The organism is Phycisphaerales bacterium (genome assembly GCA_016716475.1).
Taxonomy (GTDB): domain Bacteria; phylum Planctomycetota; class Phycisphaerae; order UBA1845; family Fen-1342; genus JADJWG01.
In genome coordinates this window covers 1-17,395 of sequence record JADJWG010000001.1, presented here as the reverse complement: position 1 = coordinate 17,395, position 17,395 = coordinate 1, and the positions used below count along the sequence as shown (strand labels likewise).

Genomic DNA, 17,395 nt, shown 5'->3' with positions numbered 1-17,395 from the left:
GTTCTCATGCACGGCGTTTTAGGAGTCGCTGCGACTCGGTAGCCCTGCAACCGCGGCAACCAGACTGCAACCATCGGCGCGCGGTCCACAAGTGACCGTGGCGCTCGGGTTTGCGGGCTCGTCGCGAGGCGCAGAAAAAACCCGAGCTACCGCGGGCGGTAGCTCGGTTAGCATCTGCGTGCTGTGCAACCGATGCGGATCAGCCGATTTTTCGCATGATCTCAATCACCTTGGCGCGGTCACGCTCGGCGTAGATCGCGTCCGTGATCTGCGCGCTCGCGTGGCCGAGCGTCAGTTGTGCCGCCTCGAGCCCGAACATCTTCCGCAGGTCGGTTGCCGCGTTGTGCCGGAGCTGATGGGGATGAAAGCGGTGGGCCTTCCGCCAGGCCATGAGCTCGTCCCATCGCTCTTGGTCTTCGAGTCGCCTTCGCCACGCGGCAGCAGTCTCACCATTCCGCTTGGCCAGGTGAAGCGGCGGCGCGAACGTGCGGTCGCACGCATACTGGATGGCGCGATGGTAGGTGTTCGTCGTGAAGCGGGCGCCAGCCTTCCACTTCGGGTCCGCTTTGCGGTTCGTGCCGGGCTCGTTGCCTTGGCCGGCGGGCGTCGTGCGCTCCGCGTGCTGCCGCTCGCGACGCTCGGCCTCAGAGTCGGCCGGGCTGAAGAGGTAGGCGCTGGTCGCGCGATCTCGAAGAAAGGGCCGGATGATGTCCTGCGCCCGCGGCCCCAGGTAGACGACCCGCTCGTGCTCGCGGTAGGCGTTCTTGTGCTCCTCCGGCTTATAGGTCCAGACGCCGAGCCGATCGTCCATCTCGATGTCACACGCGCGCATGCCGAGGAGCTCGCCGGCTCGCGCGCCCGTCAGGCGCTGCAGCCGCACGATCGCAGCCACCGGCTTCGTTAGGTTTGGCAGCACGGCGTCGAGCAGATGCTGTGGGACGGGCATCACCTTCCGGCCCTCGCGGGCGTCGCAGCGTCCACGCCGCAGCGGCTCGAGGGTGCAGAGGGACTGATGGACCGACGCCGGCACGAGTTCGTGACCGGCGGCCCACTTGAACATGTGGCGGATGCGCTGCACCTGCGAATTGATGTACTTCCGCGACCAGGGCTTTCGGCACGACCCGCCGCCGCGAATCATGTGGTCGCGCAGCAGGCGGAGCTTCTTCGGGCCGAATTCTGCCGCCGGCGTCCGACCGTAGAAGTACCGCAGCAACGTGAGCGCCCCATCCAGTGCCTGGGCATGCTTGGGGCGGTAGTAGTCCACTGCCCAGCGCCAGTAGTCCCGCACGACCTCGACGATCGTGATCGCGGCGGGTCGGCGTGTCGGAGCGGCATCGAAGTCGGGTGGCGGGAGGTGTCGCCCACGACGCTCCCACTCGGCAATGATGCGGTGGTAGCGCTCGCGGCTTTCAGGCGAGTCGAACTCACCGAGCCAGTAGTCGCGCCGCTGGCGGGTATCGGCGTCGGTCAACGTGACGATCGCCTGCGTGTAGCCGGACCGCTGGCGGTACGCAGGCACTCTTGGAGATTGTGAACTTTGCGTCGGCATGCGTGGCTCCAAGACGCGTTGCGCGGTGTAACACCGCGCGTTTTCGCGTCCCAGGCCGCGCTGCCGACCATCGGCAGGTCACCGCAAGTCTGCGGGGCGGCTAGGTTTACGTCAAAAGCGGGCGATGGGATTCGAACCCACGACGTCCAGCTTGGGAACTCTCCAGAGACCGAAAAAATTTCCCAGAAAAGCAGTAACAGTATGTGTGACAAGGGTTTACATCACTGATCCCGGACTGGCTCGGAACTGGTTTCTGGCCTGTTTCTGGGTGGTTTGACGCAAATCTGACGCAAATTTCTATTGGGGCGTTTTCGCTTTCCGATGCCACCGATGTAGAACGAAAATACCGTACAACATACGAACATTGATTCTCGTCGATTAACGCGCGGTTATGGGACCGACTTCCAGCTTTTTCGCAATGATCGTCGGCAGCGAATCCAATCGTGTCTGTGTCCGTTGGTTCGACGCAAATCTGACCTCGCGACTGCATCTCATCTCAGCCGGCGACTGGGTGTGCCCCGCGGTTCTGACGCAAATCTGACGCAAAATCTCCAGCCCGCCAACGCCACTGCGATCGGTCGACCGCCAAGGTGGACAAAGCCGGCGAGTTCACTAAAATAAGGCTGTTGAATGCGGCGTCAACTTGCCGAATTAAGTAAACATGCTCACCGTGGACGACATCCTGGATCGCATGCCCGACCTGCTCAAGCAGATCACCGGGCTCCCCGTGAAGCGCGCCAAATCGAACGGGGAGGCGGACTTGGCGCTGCGAGTTGGTGCACACAACCTTGTCGTCGAGGCGAGGTCGAATTCAAGAGCGGCACCGTGGCCCAAGCGGCGCAAATCGTTAGCGACGCCGCCAAGCGCGCCGGCCGCCATGCAATCGGGCTGGTCGCCGTGCCCTATATGGGGGATGTCGGCAAGAGGGTCTGCATGGACGCGGGCGTCGGTTTTGTCGACCTTTCCGGTAACGCCATGATTGAAGCGCCGGGACTGCGCGTAAACATTGCCGGACTCCCGAATCAGTTTGTTCGACGCGGCCGACCCTCATCCGTGTTCGCGCTCAAGAGTTCGCGCGTTTCACGCCTCCTGCTACTCGACCCGCAGCGATGGTGGCGGCAAGGTGAGCTTGCAGCCGAAGTCCGACTCGAGCCGGATACGTCAGCCGCATCTGCGCGCTGGGAACAGGACGTTCTAATCGAGCGGAACCCCGACGGCGCGATGCGACCGAAGGAGCCGCAGCTCTTGCTCGATGCTTGGAAGGGCGAATACGATTTTAGGGACCACGACATTCGCGAAGGCCACGTCACCGCTAAAACCGGCGAGGAACTCGCGAAGCGCGTAATGGACGCCTGCAAAAGTCTTGGATACTCCAGTACCTTAACCGGACTCGCGGCTGCGTGGCTGCTGGCGCCGTTTGCCGGATACCGACTGGTCGCCGTTTACATCAACAAGCTGGCGAGTGAGCGACTTCTCCAGCGGTTGAAGTGGCACGAGGAGAAACGCGGCGCCAACCTGTGGCTGGTTCGCCCCAATGACGAAGGCGTCTTCCACGGCGCTAAGTCGATCAACGGGATATCGTGTGTCAGCCCCGTCCAGGCGTTTCTCGACCTCCAGGCGATGCCGGAACGGTCGCAAGAAGCAGCGGAACAACTGCGCAAGGAGCGTATGCAATGGCGATAAGCCGCGAACCCCGCGTCGCCGCTGATTACGCGCCGGGTTGCAGTACGATCATCCGACAAACGTGCCTTGAGGTCGCGACCCGACTTGGCGACTTCCGCGACCCCGACTGCGCAACGATGGCGGTCCGCGCACGGCGTTACCGTCGATTTTCTGATTCCGCCGACCAGCGCCGCCGACAAAGGCGGGCGTCTTCGAAACCTCGACGACGAATTCGCAGCGATCATTACGCCTTGACCTCGCGTTTCAGGACTGGCAAGCTGTCACCGCTTCGCGAAACGCTTCAAGTGGCGGCGGCGTCGCCGACAGCAGCATCAAAGTATGTGGGCAGCGGCGTTCACCGTGCTGAAGCGCTGGCGTTCGATAAACGCGGGAAGCCGAAGGACGCATATGACCTGTTTTACGTGATCCGGCATCACATCGACGGCGTCGAACAAATCGCAACGAAAATCCGCGGATTCGGTGAACGGGCAGATGTCAACGAGGCCCTTGCCGTGCTTCGTCGTGATTTCCGGCTCGTTGATTCGATCGGCCCCGTGCGGGTGGCCGAGTTTCTCGGAGCGCCTGACCCAGATTTACAGGCGGACGTCGCAGGCCTTGTCCGCGAGCTGCTCGACATCGTGTCTAAGTAGCTCGGGTACCCATCCACCGACAACGACGAGCTTGTCGATTTCCGCCCCGAGGATCGTCATTACCTCGACCAGTACGGACCGGCTCGCTGGAACTCGGGGATCGCTCGGCGTCGTCTCCGGGGCGTCCATGGCGGATCATCCTTGATTCAGCGTTTCCGCGAGCTCTTTGAATCTCGGTTCGAGTACCACGCGCATCAGCTCGTCCGCAGCCTCCCGGCCGCGACCCGATTGGAGTGTAAGTCGAGGTACAGCTGAATCGGCGAAAGCACGCGAAGTCCACCGACGTCCCGCATCATAGAACACGGCGTCATCAGACGTCACGAGTAGTGCGAGATTACTCCCGGATTCCGGCTTGGCTTCCACCGAACTGCAGCGGCGGGAGAAAATCGTCGATGTCCGATCCACGCACGCAGACGCTGGCCCGTTTGCAGCACCATCGGTGCCAACCGCCAGCCCGGAGAATTTGGCCAACCCATACTGAACCCGATGCGCATGGCACCAGTTCGCTACCGCGACCCGGCGATCCGTCTCATTCATCACGAACAGGAGTGCCGCCGCACCGGTGATTTATATGCCTCACTCCACGCCTCCAGCACGGCGCGGAAGTCCCGCAACTCAACCTGGCCCGCCCGCTCCTGCGCATATCCCTGTTCAATCAACGCCTTCTTGGCCTTTGAGGCCAAACCGATGCTGACCTGCGCCGCCGCGGCCAACGCCTGCACCTGCCACGAGCGTCCTGGATGAGCGAGAAGTACACGGGTGATCCGGCTCGACTTTGCGGCGAAGGGGGCCAGCAACGGACGGGTATCCGGAGCGGTATTCGGCCGGCCCTCAATATGCACGGCGAGCCCATTCGCGCGAATGTCGCAATTTCCAGCTTGATCTAGGTAACCCACTCCCTGAGCGCGACAGATCTCCGCCACGCGCGGTGAGATGTGCGGACACGCAATCAGCGTCCCCGACACGCCCGTGGTGCGCTTTGCCAGTTCGGACGAAGTAACAAGCGCCTCGCGTGGCGTCAGGCGTGAGCGTGCCTCGACAAGCAGCCGCGTTTCTTTGCGTCCGCTGCTCGGAACCAGGATTGCAATAAACTGGCGCGCACGGCCGCTGCTGTTGCCCCGGCGCGCTTTGAATGACCGTAGCCTAAGCGTCTCGGTCTCCGTCGCGAGCGTTTCCAAGCCGTGCACGGATCGTAATGGTGCGTGTCGTCGGCATTGGTCGTTGAATCATAGCGTCGTTTCACCACGTGGCGAAACAGCCGTTTTCAGTAAAACTACGGACTCGATTTTGCGACGCGTCAAACACATGGGCATCGACGAAGATTCGTCACGGCCCACTGCTCGCTCGGCAGAATCCGTTCTGCGAACGCCTCATCGGCTCGACCCGCCGCAAGTGACTGGACCACTGATCGTGATCAACGAAGCCCACCTGACCGAATCCTGCAAGCCTACTTCGCGTACTACCCCGAAGATCGCATGCACTTGTCGTTCGACCGCAATCGCCCGTCTTGGAGGCTTCTTAAGCCGGTGGGGTTCCCGGAGATTTGTCCCTACGCGCTGGTGTCGGTCGCCGGACCGGCGCCCGGGGGTAACATGCTTTCATCCCACCCCAATGCAGAACTCACTCTTTTCATCGCTTCGGTGCCAGCGACGCAGTCCGCTGCTGAATCAACGCGCGAAACCCCTCCTTCTGCTCGTCCGGCAGGAGGCACCCCGCGATGAGCTTCTCCGCATCCGCAATGATGGAACATTGCTTTTCGATCACGCGGCTGGCCGTCTTGTCAGTGGATGCCGCAGTGTTGGGCGAATTCTCGCCAAGTATCGACGGTCAGCTTGGACTTCTTGCCGACGACGGATAGCGCCAGCGGATCGTTCGGAATGACCAGCCGCGTGCTGAGCAGGTCATACGCCGGAGTCAATCGTACGATGCCCTGGGGATCCACGAATACGGACAGATTCTTTAGGTGCATGTCTCCGTTCCCGCACCACCACGCAAAGATGAGTTGGCGATACAGCCTTAGGACTTCGATCAGCGGCTCTGTCGCGTATTTTCGCAGGCGCACACACGACTCCGCCGAGCCTTCATACTTGTCCTTCGGTGATTGCTCCGCCAACTGGCAGAAATCCTCCTGCCGCAACTTGCGCCCTTCTGCTGTGCGATCAAAACGCCTCGAAATGAATGCCAGCGTGCCGTCGCTTAGCGGAATCAGTCCGCACGGCGGCACCTCGATTTCCACCAGCGCGCGAGACACATCGTCACCTGCTCGTTCTCCGGCAGCGACGGGAACGTCTCGGTTTGCGGCTTCAGGATGTACCGGCCACCTTCGGCGCCACCTGCAAACGTCTCGCGGTCCGCGGCGAGTTTAACTGAGATCTTTTTCTGAATCCCCGAGAGCGACGTATGTCCCACCATCGCGAGCGCAGCGGTGTGGAGCTTGCTGAGGTTGATGTCGATTTGCGGCACTTTCGGAACGCCGAATAGTGCGCGCAGGCAACGGGCGTGGTAGTCGTCGCGCTCTTCCGTGCTGTTCAAACAGATGCGGCAAACACGGGTCACGAGTTGGACTCCGGATCATTCGATTCCACCGCCGGGATGATCTCGACGGGCGCCGACACAATCAGCGCAGGTTGCCACAAGCAGCCCGAATGCATCGTCCTTCCCGATCTTGAGTTTCTTGGTCGCCAACTCCAGCAGCTAGCCCTCCGGCAGCAAATTCTCGAAGAACGGGTGCAGGCCATCGCTGACGTATGGCTGCGGCCGCAATGGAAGCGTCAGCGACACGGGAACCGCATTCGGATTGCTCAACCACTGGGGATCGTACGTGAACGTCACCTGCCGCCCGGACTCGCGGAGCCGGCCCACCGGCTGACCGTCGATTCGCACAATGGCCTCACGGCTTTTCATGGCTGGTGTCCTGCTTAGCCAGATCAACAATGCCGAGGGTCTTTCCAAATACCGCCAGCACCTTGTTGACGACGTTTAGGCGGACCGAGGGTTTGTCCCGCTCCAACTCCGATACGAAGCGCAGCCCCACCCCCGCCAGCTCGCCAAGCTCGCGCTGGGTCAGCCTGTTGGCTTGTCGTCGCGCTCGAACGAAGGCGCTCTCATTGGTGACAGCTTTCTTCACGAGTTCGAAAGATCCCTTTGCATATTCCCGAACGGGACACAACCCACGTTGCCCACGTATGGTACGCCTGTGAAGTCGCGTTTTCAAGCGACATGATACCGATCGGGACAATTCTCGCTGCAGATTAGCGTGGATGCCCAATTATCGCCTCAGAACCGTGGCGATTTACCCGATCGGGATCGACATCCGGCTCCGATGGGTCCGAAAAACGGTTTCGGGCACGGCGTGTCAGCACAATCGGAATAGCAGCCGAGTCTGTCCGCTACGCAGAATCCGAAAGCGGAAGTGCCCCCGATCGCTGAGCCGCCTCCTCGAACACTGCATTGAAAAACCCTTGAGCTGTCGTGCTGGCCATGCATGAAAGCCTTCGCCAGCTCGGACACGCCAAGCGTCGGGCTGTCCCCAAGGCGCATGAGTCGGCAGTCTTCCAAGACCAGCCCGAGTTCAAGAGCAGTGCTTCGATCGAAGCGGTCAAGCCGCACGAGCACTCGCCGTCCGCGCGCAAATTGATGCAGACCGGCAATCTCGACATGCGGCGGCCTTCCCAGGAGCCCGAGGACCGTTGCGAGCTTCTTGGCTCGTTTGATCTGCGCATGCCGCCAATACCAGTTCAAATAGCGCCAGCATCCGCCGCAACTGCCATTCAAGAACCGGCACCGCGGGCTCGAATGCCCAAAACGACCGAATCACTAAGTCGATCTGATCTGCCAGAAATTCACGCTTGGCATCGTCGGTCTTAACCGTTCCGTGGTGATAAAGATGCTGACAATCCAATTGATGGACGAGGGCGTAAGCGTCCGCCGTGTAATCGATGAACTCCAGGCAATTCGCGAATTTTCCAACTTCAGCCGCCGTGTACTTCGTCAGACTATGAAAATCATGCAGGTATTCGTGGAAGAGAAACAAGCGAATGATCTGCTGCAGCCGTGCCTCATCTGAGCTGGCCGCCGTATCGAGGCCAAGCAGCAGGCGGTCGCTGATCCGCCACAACTTCCGGTCCTTGTCGAAGCCGTACTCCGCGGGAAATGGACTCGGATCCACCGCGGCGCCGTCGGGCATCAATTGTCGCAGTGGTTTCAGGCTCGGGAACGGTGCCGCACGCTCCAGCGCATCGCGGGGCTCAAGACTGGCGTACCACGGTGCGCCCGGAGGCGACCCCGCCGGGCGATTCGCGGAGTATCCTTCAATATCCGCGATAACTTTCGACCATATTCCGCGTGCTGCCTGAGCTCGGCTAACTTGCGCCGGCGATAGCGGCGCTTCGCGAAATTCGCCTTCTCCACCGCGAAGCACCAACGCGGGCTTAAATGCCGGCTGCCCCTCGACTCGCCTGAAGCGATAGGTCTGGATCGGCGGCGAATTCCGGGGCTTTAATTCTTGTCCAATCGCGAAGCAGACGGACACGGGAGCAGCGATAAACATGTGAATCGTGTTCAGGTTTGGAAAGACCTCCTTCAGGCCCGCCAGTGCCTCTCGAACCGCGCGTCGAACCCGCATCAGGTCTTCCTCAGATCGCACCCCTGCAGATGGCAGGCGTCAACCCGGTCTCCATTACCACCCGCACGTTCGTCAGCAAGTTATCTCCGACAGCCTCACGAACATCTTCGTCCGATATCGATGCGGACACTTCAACGCGAACGACAGCGTCGCCGCGGGCAGTCACCGGCGGCAGACCCGGCAATCCGCGAGTTTCCATCGCGATTTGCGCTTCGCTCCGCGGCCAGGCCCAGGAGTTCGAATCGCGATCGAATTCATGAATGACCACACTGTCGCTCGTCGCCCACATAGCGCGAGAGCGACAAACATGCGGATCTCCGCCGGCCCAAAGTAGGAACGGCAACGTCACCTTGACGCTCGGCCGCGCCAAGAGCCGAGCAGCCTGCTCTCTCAGGTAGCCGTCCTGATCACCCCAGTCGTCTTGCTCAATCTGCGCCGCAAACGCGGTCGTATCGATCTGCTCATCCACACGTGGCAGTGCAATTTCAGACGATGGAATCGCCGAAAGCACTTCAGCCGGAGGAATTACCCGCAATCCCGAATGTCGAACGATTAGAAGTTCTTTGGGCATCTTCAATTTCTCCATGAGCGGGCGTGTCGATTAATGCGCCAGCCCGCTCGTATTCCGCGAAACGTCAGACGCCCGCATGAATCTGAGCGAGTTCACGATGCGATTATGCCACCCGCCCAAACGTCGGCCGCTACCGCACGGACAGGAATGTCGGTTCGCCTTCCTACGTTGCAGAGAGGTGAGCCGCAAGAACTCCAAGCACGCTCGGGCATTGTCCACGCGAAAGATGACGTTGTAATCGTCGATGACTCCGCGCGTGCCATGCGCCAATTCGCCAAACGGCAGCTTTCCGTGTTTTTCCCGGTAGGAAATTCCGTATAAGTATGGCACCAAACATCGCTCGACGAACGGCAGCAGTTGCGGCCTTTTGCCAAGCAGCAATCGCAGCCGAAGAGGCGACCCCAAACAGAGCGTGCCGTCGGGGTTGGTGTGAAAGCCGGGCGGTACACGGCCTCCAATCTCGCGCACACTCGGCAAGGCGGGGGCACCATCGGGAATCGCGATTTCCACGGCATACGTGTCGCCGATTCCCTCCGACCGTTGCACTGGGCACGAAACGCCAGCCGACCAGCGATAACCAGCCGGCCGCCAGCCGCAGGCCGGGTGAAAAAGGCCCGCGAACTTGTCCAGTAAGCGCGTGTACGCCCCAGCAATCGTTTTCGTCACCATGTTTGATCACTGTGCTTCCACGGTCTTGGCGCCGACTTGATCACCACCGCCGGGAACGCGCGCCGGTTCGTCGACGCTGGCCGCGCGCTGATACCAGATGCCCGCAATTCCTCAACACCAACCTGAATGCCGAGGCAGCCCTTGACCAATTCCTGCGCGGCCCTCGACGTCCGCGAAAGTGCCCAACCGGCGCAGGTCTGTCCGCAATTGGATGCACCACCGCTGGAAATTCTGCTCCAAGCGCGGGTCCGAGGCCCACTTGTCCGCGAAATCCTCCGCCGGATTGACTGGATTCGGGACTCGCGGCACCCTGTTGCTCACCAAGCCCGGCATCCGTTCTACGATGCTGGCGAGCGCACAGGAAATGTCGCTTTCGCCGGCGTACGCGCGTGCCGCCAACGTCGTGATGATGATCGAGATTAATTGCACGCGGCATCTTTCGCGAACATCACATCCCGATGCCGCTTGAGCAACTGTATCGCGCGTTGAAGAGGCGTCTTCCATTCATATGCCGGCACGTCATCCACCGAGGCATACAATCGCCGCTGCAGAAGGCGCTTCGAGGCGCAAAGACGGGCCGCTGGCCGCATCCGATCCTCGAACCACGTCGCGTAGCCCCCGGTTGCTGACCAGCCAATCAGAAGAGATGACCGCAACCGAGGGTGACGCCGATCCGTGATGCAGATCGCGCGCTACGGATTCCGAAACCCGGTTTCATGAGCATCGCTTTGATCATCTGCTGCCGGAAAGCCGGAGGCGGGAATGTCTTCGTGAAAGCGACGCCGTCGGCATAGTCTAGCGCTAGCAGCGATTGCCCTCTGTCACGGGCTCCGAGATGCCGTACGCCTCTGCGTATGCTGCCACCTCGCCGCCGACAACGTCTTTGACGTGCTTCTGCGTCACATGCGAATTGGAGAGCGCGACTTCGCACACAAGGTCGAGGTCATACTCCTCGTGTTTCAACAGGGGACGAATCACCGTTCCCAGCCGGAACGATCCTTCCGGAAAGAGCGCGGGCGACAAACCGGCAACGGCCGACTCCTTGCGGTGCAGCCAATTGCCCAGCGATTCGCAGCGATCCCTCGCTTTCTCATAATGCGATGGCGGAATGTCGAGCCGTTCCACGATCGATTCCAACAGAAGAGTCAACTGCCGTTGGTCCATGTTGAAGACCCTCACTTCGGCCTACCGCGCCGGACTTCTCGCAGGCGCCGACAGCCCCCGCTGATCGTACGCGGCTAAGTTTCTGCATCTTCCACTCGCTTGGCCGATGGCCGGAACCAGCCCAAGCTTGCAGTTCGTGAAACAGGAACGTCCTGTTCGTTATGACGAATGATAGCGGTAAGCGGCCGAGTTCAACCACAGCGAACAGCAATCTTGCCGCGGCGAATCGGGGCCTTATGCTCTGGCTGCAGCGGACGTCGCCTTACGCAACCCCGCACCACCGGAGCGCCGACATGTCGCTGGCGAAACGCATTCGTGAAGAGCGGGACCGCGCCGGTCTGACGCTGGACCAACTCGCCGAAAAAGCCCAAATTTCAAAGACCTACTTGTGGGAACTGGAGCATGACCCCAAGGGCCACAAGAAGCCCTCCGCCGACATCCTTCTTCGCATTGCCGACGCCCTCTCGACCACGATCGCCGACCTCCTGTCGCTGCCTTCTGTCCGCATCGACGAGAAGAATGTCAACCTGAGCCCGTCGCTCCTTGAATTCCGAGACATGATGGCCCAGCTCGGCGATTCGCTCTCGGATCAGGACGTGCACGATCTGGCCACCATGCGTTTCCGCGGCGGCCAGCCGAAGTCGAAAGAAGACTGGCATGATCTGTACCGCGTCGCGAAACGCGCGACCAAGAGGAAGCCATGACGGCTCGAACCGTTTGTGACCGTCACATCCGGACTGTCATGGAGGAGACGGGTGACGATCCGCGAAGCGGTTCGGGCCAAGGCTCGAACCATTATTCGCGAGTTCCATCAAATATTCGGTCATGCTCCGCTGTTCAACCTGCACCGCTGGCTTTGCGGTCTTGAAGTCATCCGCGGAACCGCCCCGATTCAGCAAGGATTCCGAGATATGGCGCTGGAAGCGGATGGTCGTGTCGTGCTGCGTGTGAATCGCGACCGGCCGACCACGCGTCAGCGCTTTAGCATCGGCCACGAGATCGGCCACACTCTCTTCCCGGAGTACGAGGTCTCCGTCCGATGCCGTAAGGCGACCGACCGGGACTGGGCCAATCCCGACGACTTGCTTGAAACGCTGTGCGACGTCGCGTCGTCCGAATTCCTCTTTCCCGAACCGTGGTTTCACAAGCGGGTTGCCGACATGACGCTTTCCGCGGCGGAAATCGTAGGGCTTGCCAAGGACTATCAGGCTTCACCTGACGCGACAGTGCGCCGCTTGGTTGAAGTGCATCCGCAGCCGCTCGCCGCTGTGTTCCTGACGTGGAAGCTCAAACCTACCGAGATTCGTCAGCGCGCGAACGACCGCAATCAGCAATCAATGTTCGCCGATGATCCCATCCCCGAGCCGGCACGCAAGCTTCGCGTCGATTACGCGATCGTGGGTTCCTTGTTCAGCAAAAAGTTTGGCGACCATATTCCAAAGGACAAATCGACTCCGTGCGAAGGACCGATTCACCAGGCGTCCCTCAGCCAGGAGCCCTGTGACGGAGCATTGTTTCTCGACCTTGGAACGGTTGCGCGCACCTTTGTTGTACACGCCATCCCGATCTACACGCCCGAGGAATCCGTTGGACCGGATGGCGGCGTGTCCGTGGTCGCCGTGCTTCGCCCGGACTCCAAATGAAAAATTGCACTCCGCGTTGGAAACGCTCGCTCACGCACGCCGGAAATGACACGCGGACTTCTGACAAGCGCAACCCACCCTGAGCACCTGCTAAGAGCCGCTCGTTGATGCCGCCGCTCGTACTCGGAACCGAACCGGTAGGTGGGCCGGATGGCCCGGCCTACGTCCATCGTCATCGCGGTCAAGGGCCTGGCGGCCTCGGCGGGGCGAACCGCGACGACGACGGCCGCATACGGCGGGGCCAGCGACCAATCATGTCGCAACAGATATGCACGCTTATCCTGGTAGTGCAAAGAGTCGTGGTGCACGACGCCGTACGGCCGTCAATATCGACGTTCGGCGGCCGCCGAACTTCCATACAAGGAGCTTCGAAATGGATGGGAAACTTTGCTGGTTGTCCGTCGACCAGATTCGCAAGCAGCAGCGCATGCGCCGTCAGACCGTTGTGGACGCCATGCTGCGGGGAGAGCTGCCGTTCGAGCAGCGCGGCCGAATCCGATACGCCCGGGCACGTGACGTCGCGGCGTGGGAGGAGAGCCGGCTGACCCGCGCGTACCCGGTATCCATGCGAACAATCCACCCAGCGCTTCGCGATTTGTGCTGACGAGATTTGGAAATCGATCTGCTGTCTTGCACGGAATGACCGAGCGTTGCTATAGCGGCTTCGACGGATCGTCATCGACGGCGTAGCCCAAGCCGAACAGTACACGCTCGATTTCCTTGCGCAGTACGTTCCAGCTCGCGCCCTGTTGCTTCAGTTGATCGTCGCTAACCTGGTACGTGTCATTCGCATCACGGACTCCCAACGATTCCAGTGGGCTGCGCAATCGGCTTGAAATGTCCATCTCCGCCAACGGCACATTGGTCGGCGGCACATCCTCGCCTGGACGCAATCCGGTCGTGATCAGCGGATCGGCCTTGTTGGCCAAGAAGACGACCCAGGCTTGGAAATTGTCGTATTCGGCCTTGTTCCGCAGCGTGCGACGGCCCGAATCAACCGCCGCCCGGAACGCCGCCAAATAGGCGCGCATCTGTTCGGCCGTCTGCCAGTCACGGACGGAATTCGTGACGAACTTTCCCCACTCCCGCTCCTCGCTATCGAGATGCGATCGGAATACACGCCGGGCGCGGATTTTTTCATATTGTCGAGATTCGCGATCACGTTCACTCGAAGCTCTGGTGCCACGACGTGCCGCCACCAGCTCGACAGTGATGGGGCCTATAAGGCCTTCCAACCGTTGATTCTCGGCATCGCACCAGTTTGGCTGTTCCGAGTCCTTGGCCGCATGGCTGACCAGAAACGCGAGTCGGCCAGACGGCCGACGAGGGCCACGTTCTGACGGCTTCAGCGCCCGGGCGCGTTGCTCGTCCGGCGATGGCTCGGTTCTTTCAATAAGATGCAAGGACGCGAATCCGTTCCCGCCGAAAAGGTGGTCCCGCGATCCACCGAAGACGCATCAGCGGACCTGATGCCCTGCGGCCTCCCCATATCGTGATCAGGGCTTCGAAAGAACAGGCGCAAGGCACGATCGATGGAAACGCGTGAAACTCGGATGCTGGCTGCCTTTCGCGCGTCCGTCCGAATCAGGCCGTCTGCGTCCACCCGACTGCGCAGCAGTTGCTTGCCGGCTGCGACAATCAGAGGATGCACGACCTTTTTGTGGTCGGCTTGCATCGGAGTTGAGCCCGTCCTGGCGACCGCCGCCTTGACCTGTTCCGACGCAGCGGAATCGGTAGCGATGGCCCGGGCGGGCTTTGCCCGCACTCCGTTTTGCCCAATACCCGACAGGCGGACGAGGGATATTCAAACGCTTCAACAGCTTGCTAAGCCCAACATCGGAAAGCCCATACTTCGCGGCCAATTGTCGAACGGGCGTTTCCCACACTTCGCCGTAAAGCTGCTCGCGCGTTGTGGCGCCGGACTGGCTGTTCACGGTGTCACCGTCCCTTTCATCGCCGATCGCGGTCTCGCTTGCGTGGTACCGGCACCCGTAGATACTGACGAAGAGCGCTGCGATGAGCGTCCTCGATGACGCGGGCGTTGTCCGCAGCAGTATTGTGCCGCCAAGGCTTTCGTCCATCGAGATGGCGGAGCCGCGATCGCAAGCATGGAGAACATTATGCGAAGAACCCAGGGTCAAAACACGTATTACACCGTGTTCTGTTTACGAGACGGAACAGTGACGTCGGCGCCTGATGCCAAACCGGCAAAGCGAATCATGAAGCGTGATCATCTCAGAGCGGATCACGACAATGTGATCAAGGAGTACGTGAGCTCGGGCAAGGAGCTGCTCACTATTGACGTCGAACAACGAGTGCGGTTTCTCGACATCATCGCGACCAGCCTCAACGGTCGACGCGCACTGCGTCAAATCGTTCTGCCGCGCGGCTTGTCGCGATCGATAAGGAGCTCGCTGAAATTCGAGCCGCAGTCACGGCCTTGCGAGCCATACAGACAGTTGCAACCACCACGGCAAAGGGTCAGTGCGAGCACTCGTCTGCTTCAGTTCTTGCATGAGCGGGCCAAGCAACGCGCGGCCAGCTCGTCAGCCCCACTCCAGCGTACGAGCGAAACATGCCGCGACAGTTCACCACCACTGATCCGGCAGTTCATTCCACACTTCCGGCTCGCGCTGAGCGACTTTTACACCCTCGGTATCGCGCTCGAACTTGGGAATATCGGGCGCGGATGAGCCAATCCGCATGCGAGGAGAAGCAGCCGTTCTGCTGCCGCTCGCCGAGGAGCGAATGTCGCAACCGCGCCATCCGCCAGTGCGACCCTGGTGGCGGCCGCACCGCCAAAGGCGCGGGCTCCTCCTCCCAACGGGCTTGCATCTGGCGGCGCCACGTCACGAAGTTTACGAGCGGTTTGCACATTGATCCGCCACCTGCCAGAAACAGTCTGTAACGCCTTGCCGTTCGCGAACCATGCTTTGGGGCGTTGGTCAACATTCATCGCCTCCGCCAGACGCCGGCCGGTGCGTGCGAATCTGCTTCGCCACCGGCTCGAATAGCGGCAGATGTTCCTCCAACGCGGCGTCCGAGAGCGCTTGGCGCGCTGAACGAAGATCCCCGTTTGCGTTAGGAAGCACGGCGCGCAATGCGCCGTCGAGGTCGTCCATTCCCACGCGCCGACTCCCCGCAGAGTAGTACCATGCCTTGGTGTCGTTTTCATCCTTTTGAAGCCAGAAGAAAGCCACGTCCGTTGTGCCCGCACCGATGTCAACCAGCCCAGAGACCGCGTTCGCTCTGCGGCAACAACAAATACGCGGTCATCGCGGCATGAGTTTCCGAAATAGCCGCGTCGGACTCTGCTCAACCGTCGGCACCGTTTCGCTGTGCCGCCCGCAATGATCCGAGCGCTGTTCGATCGGCCAACCATCGCAAGACCGATCTGCCAAACGCCAGCCATGGAATAGCGCGCTCAAAGTGCTCGCCGACTCTGCCAATTCCATCTGATCCATGGCCCGCGAATTCACCGTGATGCGAACGTCGTTGGCGTCGCCGCCCAGAGCCGCCGTCAACCGGTGCTTGGCGACACGCATGACGTATGACAAATACAGCGTGGACAGATCTTTCTGCTCAGCACTTGTCCGCCAATACGGTAGAACCCCGGCTTGTCCGGAAGGCGACTGGCACGCTGACATCGTGCTCGGCGTTCGTTCGTCCTGATTGGCACGGGCGAGGCAAAGCAAACATCTTGAATGACCGGGCCTTCTCGCGCGTCGAACAATGCTCGGCCGCGTGGCCAAATAGCAGACGTCCGGAGTCGAATGCGATCGTCGTCGGAAACAACACGCGACTGTCGCCGGCGACCAACGACTCAAACCCGACGATGTGAAAGGACTTGCGCTCGGCTTGTTCGCGAAAGCAGCACTTTGTACTCGACGGTACCAAAATCCAGTCCGGGGACGCGCGACGAATCGCGCAAGGAGACCGGCCCGGACCACCCCATGGTCACCGATACAGGCGTTGGTGTATCGTCCTTGGACTTACCGCGAAGGAGGTTCTTCCACCACGCGGACATATCCAGCTCCCTCAACCGTCCAACTGACCGAAACGTCCTTGCTCGTTTCAACCTGCCGACATCGCTCCTCGAAATCCGAATCCAGTTTTTTAAGCTGTGCCTCGAACAGAGGGATGGCACGCTCCCTGCCGCGATTGCGACTCTCAAATAATCGCCGTTCACGCTCCGCTCGGATGGCGCGGTATGACGCTTCCAAGCTGCTCAGCCGCTGTTGCACGCGGGTTGCATTTCGCTTCTTTACTTCCTGACGATAGCTACTGTGGCGTTGCACGAGAACGCTCTCGGCACGGTCGAACACGCCGCGAGACATTTCCGCCGGCGGAGCATCGAACTCCTCCCAGCGATCACCGCGAAGAACCATATGATGGAGCAACGTCTCGGAGGCGTCCGCATCCGGAACCAATTCACCGTCGGCCGACACCGTTACGGCCCAGAGTGACCGGCCCTTGCGCATGCCGGTCTCCTCCAGGGACGCCCAGAGAAAGAAGTACACGGACGGCGGAACGGCGCTTGACGCAACCTGGACCGCCGTTACCGGATGCACAAGCGTTGAGTCGTCGTCGTGGCAGTTTAACCGCGACCGCTCACCAGCGGATGCACAGAGGGTGAGCAGCTCCAAACGCGGATTCCGCATCGCCTGCATGTTGTCAAACGTCAGTTCCAGTCGGCCCTTGGCGGAGCGGGATCTGTGAAGTCTGTAAGAGCGTCGGATCGTGCCAAAAAGTGGCATGGCCTCGAACGTATTTCACGCAGAGATTCGTTCACGCGCGTTCGATAAACCGCGGGGCACGTTCGTCATCATCCCCGTCAACAGGGGCAAGTGCACGTCGGGTACT

The 17,395-nt window shown here is 60.8% G+C and carries 17 protein-coding genes; 6 read left to right on the top strand and 11 right to left on the bottom strand.

Annotated elements, in window-relative coordinates:
• Positions 1-199: 199 nt before the first annotated feature.
• On the bottom strand, positions 200-1,549 hold the full coding sequence (locus IPM18_00085) for a tyrosine-type recombinase/integrase (GenBank protein ID MBK9117996.1): 1,350 nt from the start codon (positions 1,547-1,549) through the stop codon (positions 200-202).
• Positions 1,550-2,374: 825 nt separating this feature from the next.
• Between IPM18_00085 and IPM18_00080 the strand changes: the two genes are divergently transcribed.
• Together IPM18_00080 and IPM18_00075 are read left to right on the top strand one after the other, a co-directional pair.
• Positions 2,375-3,232: a hypothetical protein gene (locus IPM18_00080; protein MBK9117995.1), complete on the top strand. Its 858-nt coding sequence runs from the start codon at positions 2,375-2,377 to the stop codon at positions 3,230-3,232.
• Between the two features lie 230 nt (positions 3,233-3,462).
• The gene (locus IPM18_00075; GenBank protein MBK9117994.1) at positions 3,463-3,861 is read left to right on the top strand and encodes a hypothetical protein; all 399 of its coding nucleotides are present in this window, start codon (positions 3,463-3,465) and stop codon (positions 3,859-3,861) included.
• A 536-nt stretch (positions 3,862-4,397) separates the two neighbouring features.
• Here the strand turns inward: IPM18_00075 and IPM18_00070 are convergent.
• The 8 genes from IPM18_00070 to IPM18_00035 all read right to left on the bottom strand — a co-directional run bounded on the left by IPM18_00070 (position 4,398) and on the right by IPM18_00035 (position 10,889).
• The gene (locus IPM18_00070) at positions 4,398-5,048 is read right to left on the bottom strand and encodes a hypothetical protein (protein MBK9117993.1); all 651 of its coding nucleotides are present in this window, start codon (positions 5,046-5,048) and stop codon (positions 4,398-4,400) included.
• Between the two features lie 593 nt (positions 5,049-5,641).
• Positions 5,642-6,112: a HipA domain-containing protein gene (locus IPM18_00065; GenBank protein MBK9117992.1), complete on the bottom strand. Its 471-nt coding sequence runs from the start codon at positions 6,110-6,112 to the stop codon at positions 5,642-5,644.
• Positions 6,067-6,417, bottom strand: coding sequence for a hypothetical protein (locus tag IPM18_00060; protein ID MBK9117991.1), 351 nt, complete (start codon positions 6,415-6,417; stop codon positions 6,067-6,069). The genes IPM18_00065 and IPM18_00060 overlap by 46 nt, the downstream gene beginning before the upstream one ends.
• Positions 6,418-6,555: 138 nt before the next feature.
• Positions 6,556-6,765: a HipA N-terminal domain-containing protein gene (locus IPM18_00055; GenBank protein MBK9117990.1), complete on the bottom strand. Its 210-nt coding sequence runs from the start codon at positions 6,763-6,765 to the stop codon at positions 6,556-6,558.
• Positions 6,752-6,988: a helix-turn-helix transcriptional regulator gene (locus IPM18_00050; protein MBK9117989.1), complete on the bottom strand. Its 237-nt coding sequence runs from the start codon at positions 6,986-6,988 to the stop codon at positions 6,752-6,754. Before IPM18_00050 ends, IPM18_00055 begins: the two co-directional genes overlap by 14 nt.
• Before the next feature lie 471 nt (positions 6,989-7,459).
• Complete coding sequence (locus IPM18_00045; protein ID MBK9117988.1) at positions 7,460-8,485, bottom strand: SAVED domain-containing protein; 1,026 nt, start codon at positions 8,483-8,485, stop codon at positions 7,460-7,462.
• A gap of 10 nt (positions 8,486-8,495) precedes the next feature.
• Positions 8,496-9,056, bottom strand: a complete 561-nt coding sequence (locus IPM18_00040; GenBank protein ID MBK9117987.1) for a hypothetical protein — start codon at positions 9,054-9,056, stop codon at positions 8,496-8,498.
• A gap of 1,470 nt (positions 9,057-10,526) precedes the next feature.
• Complete coding sequence (locus tag IPM18_00035) at positions 10,527-10,889, bottom strand: hypothetical protein (protein MBK9117986.1); 363 nt, start codon at positions 10,887-10,889, stop codon at positions 10,527-10,529.
• A 293-nt stretch (positions 10,890-11,182) separates the two neighbouring features.
• Here IPM18_00035 and IPM18_00030 point away from each other — a divergent pair, with 293 nt between their 5' ends.
• From IPM18_00030 to IPM18_00020, 3 genes are all read left to right on the top strand, one after another.
• Positions 11,183-11,593 (top strand): helix-turn-helix transcriptional regulator, encoded by a 411-nt coding sequence (locus IPM18_00030; protein ID MBK9117985.1) that lies wholly within the window; start codon positions 11,183-11,185, stop codon positions 11,591-11,593.
• Between the two features lie 51 nt (positions 11,594-11,644).
• Complete coding sequence (locus IPM18_00025) at positions 11,645-12,532, top strand: ImmA/IrrE family metallo-endopeptidase (protein ID MBK9117984.1); 888 nt, start codon at positions 11,645-11,647, stop codon at positions 12,530-12,532.
• A gap of 373 nt (positions 12,533-12,905) precedes the next feature.
• The gene (locus IPM18_00020) at positions 12,906-13,136 is read left to right on the top strand and encodes a hypothetical protein (protein ID MBK9117983.1); all 231 of its coding nucleotides are present in this window, start codon (positions 12,906-12,908) and stop codon (positions 13,134-13,136) included.
• A 49-nt stretch (positions 13,137-13,185) separates the two neighbouring features.
• Here IPM18_00020 and IPM18_00015 read toward each other — a convergent pair whose 3' ends face one another.
• A complete protein-coding gene (locus IPM18_00015; GenBank protein MBK9117982.1) occupies positions 13,186-13,935 on the bottom strand; it encodes a hypothetical protein in 750 nt (249 codons plus the stop codon).
• A gap of 717 nt (positions 13,936-14,652) precedes the next feature.
• On the opposite strand from IPM18_00015, the gene IPM18_00010 reads away from it, so the two are divergent.
• Entirely contained in the window at positions 14,653-15,225 is a 573-nt protein-coding gene (locus IPM18_00010; protein ID MBK9117981.1) for a hypothetical protein, read from the top strand.
• Positions 15,226-16,524: 1,299 nt separating this feature from the next.
• Here the strand turns inward: IPM18_00010 and IPM18_00005 are convergent.
• Positions 16,525-17,013 (bottom strand): hypothetical protein, encoded by a 489-nt coding sequence (locus IPM18_00005; protein MBK9117980.1) that lies wholly within the window; start codon positions 17,011-17,013, stop codon positions 16,525-16,527.
• Positions 17,014-17,395 lie beyond the last annotated feature (382 nt).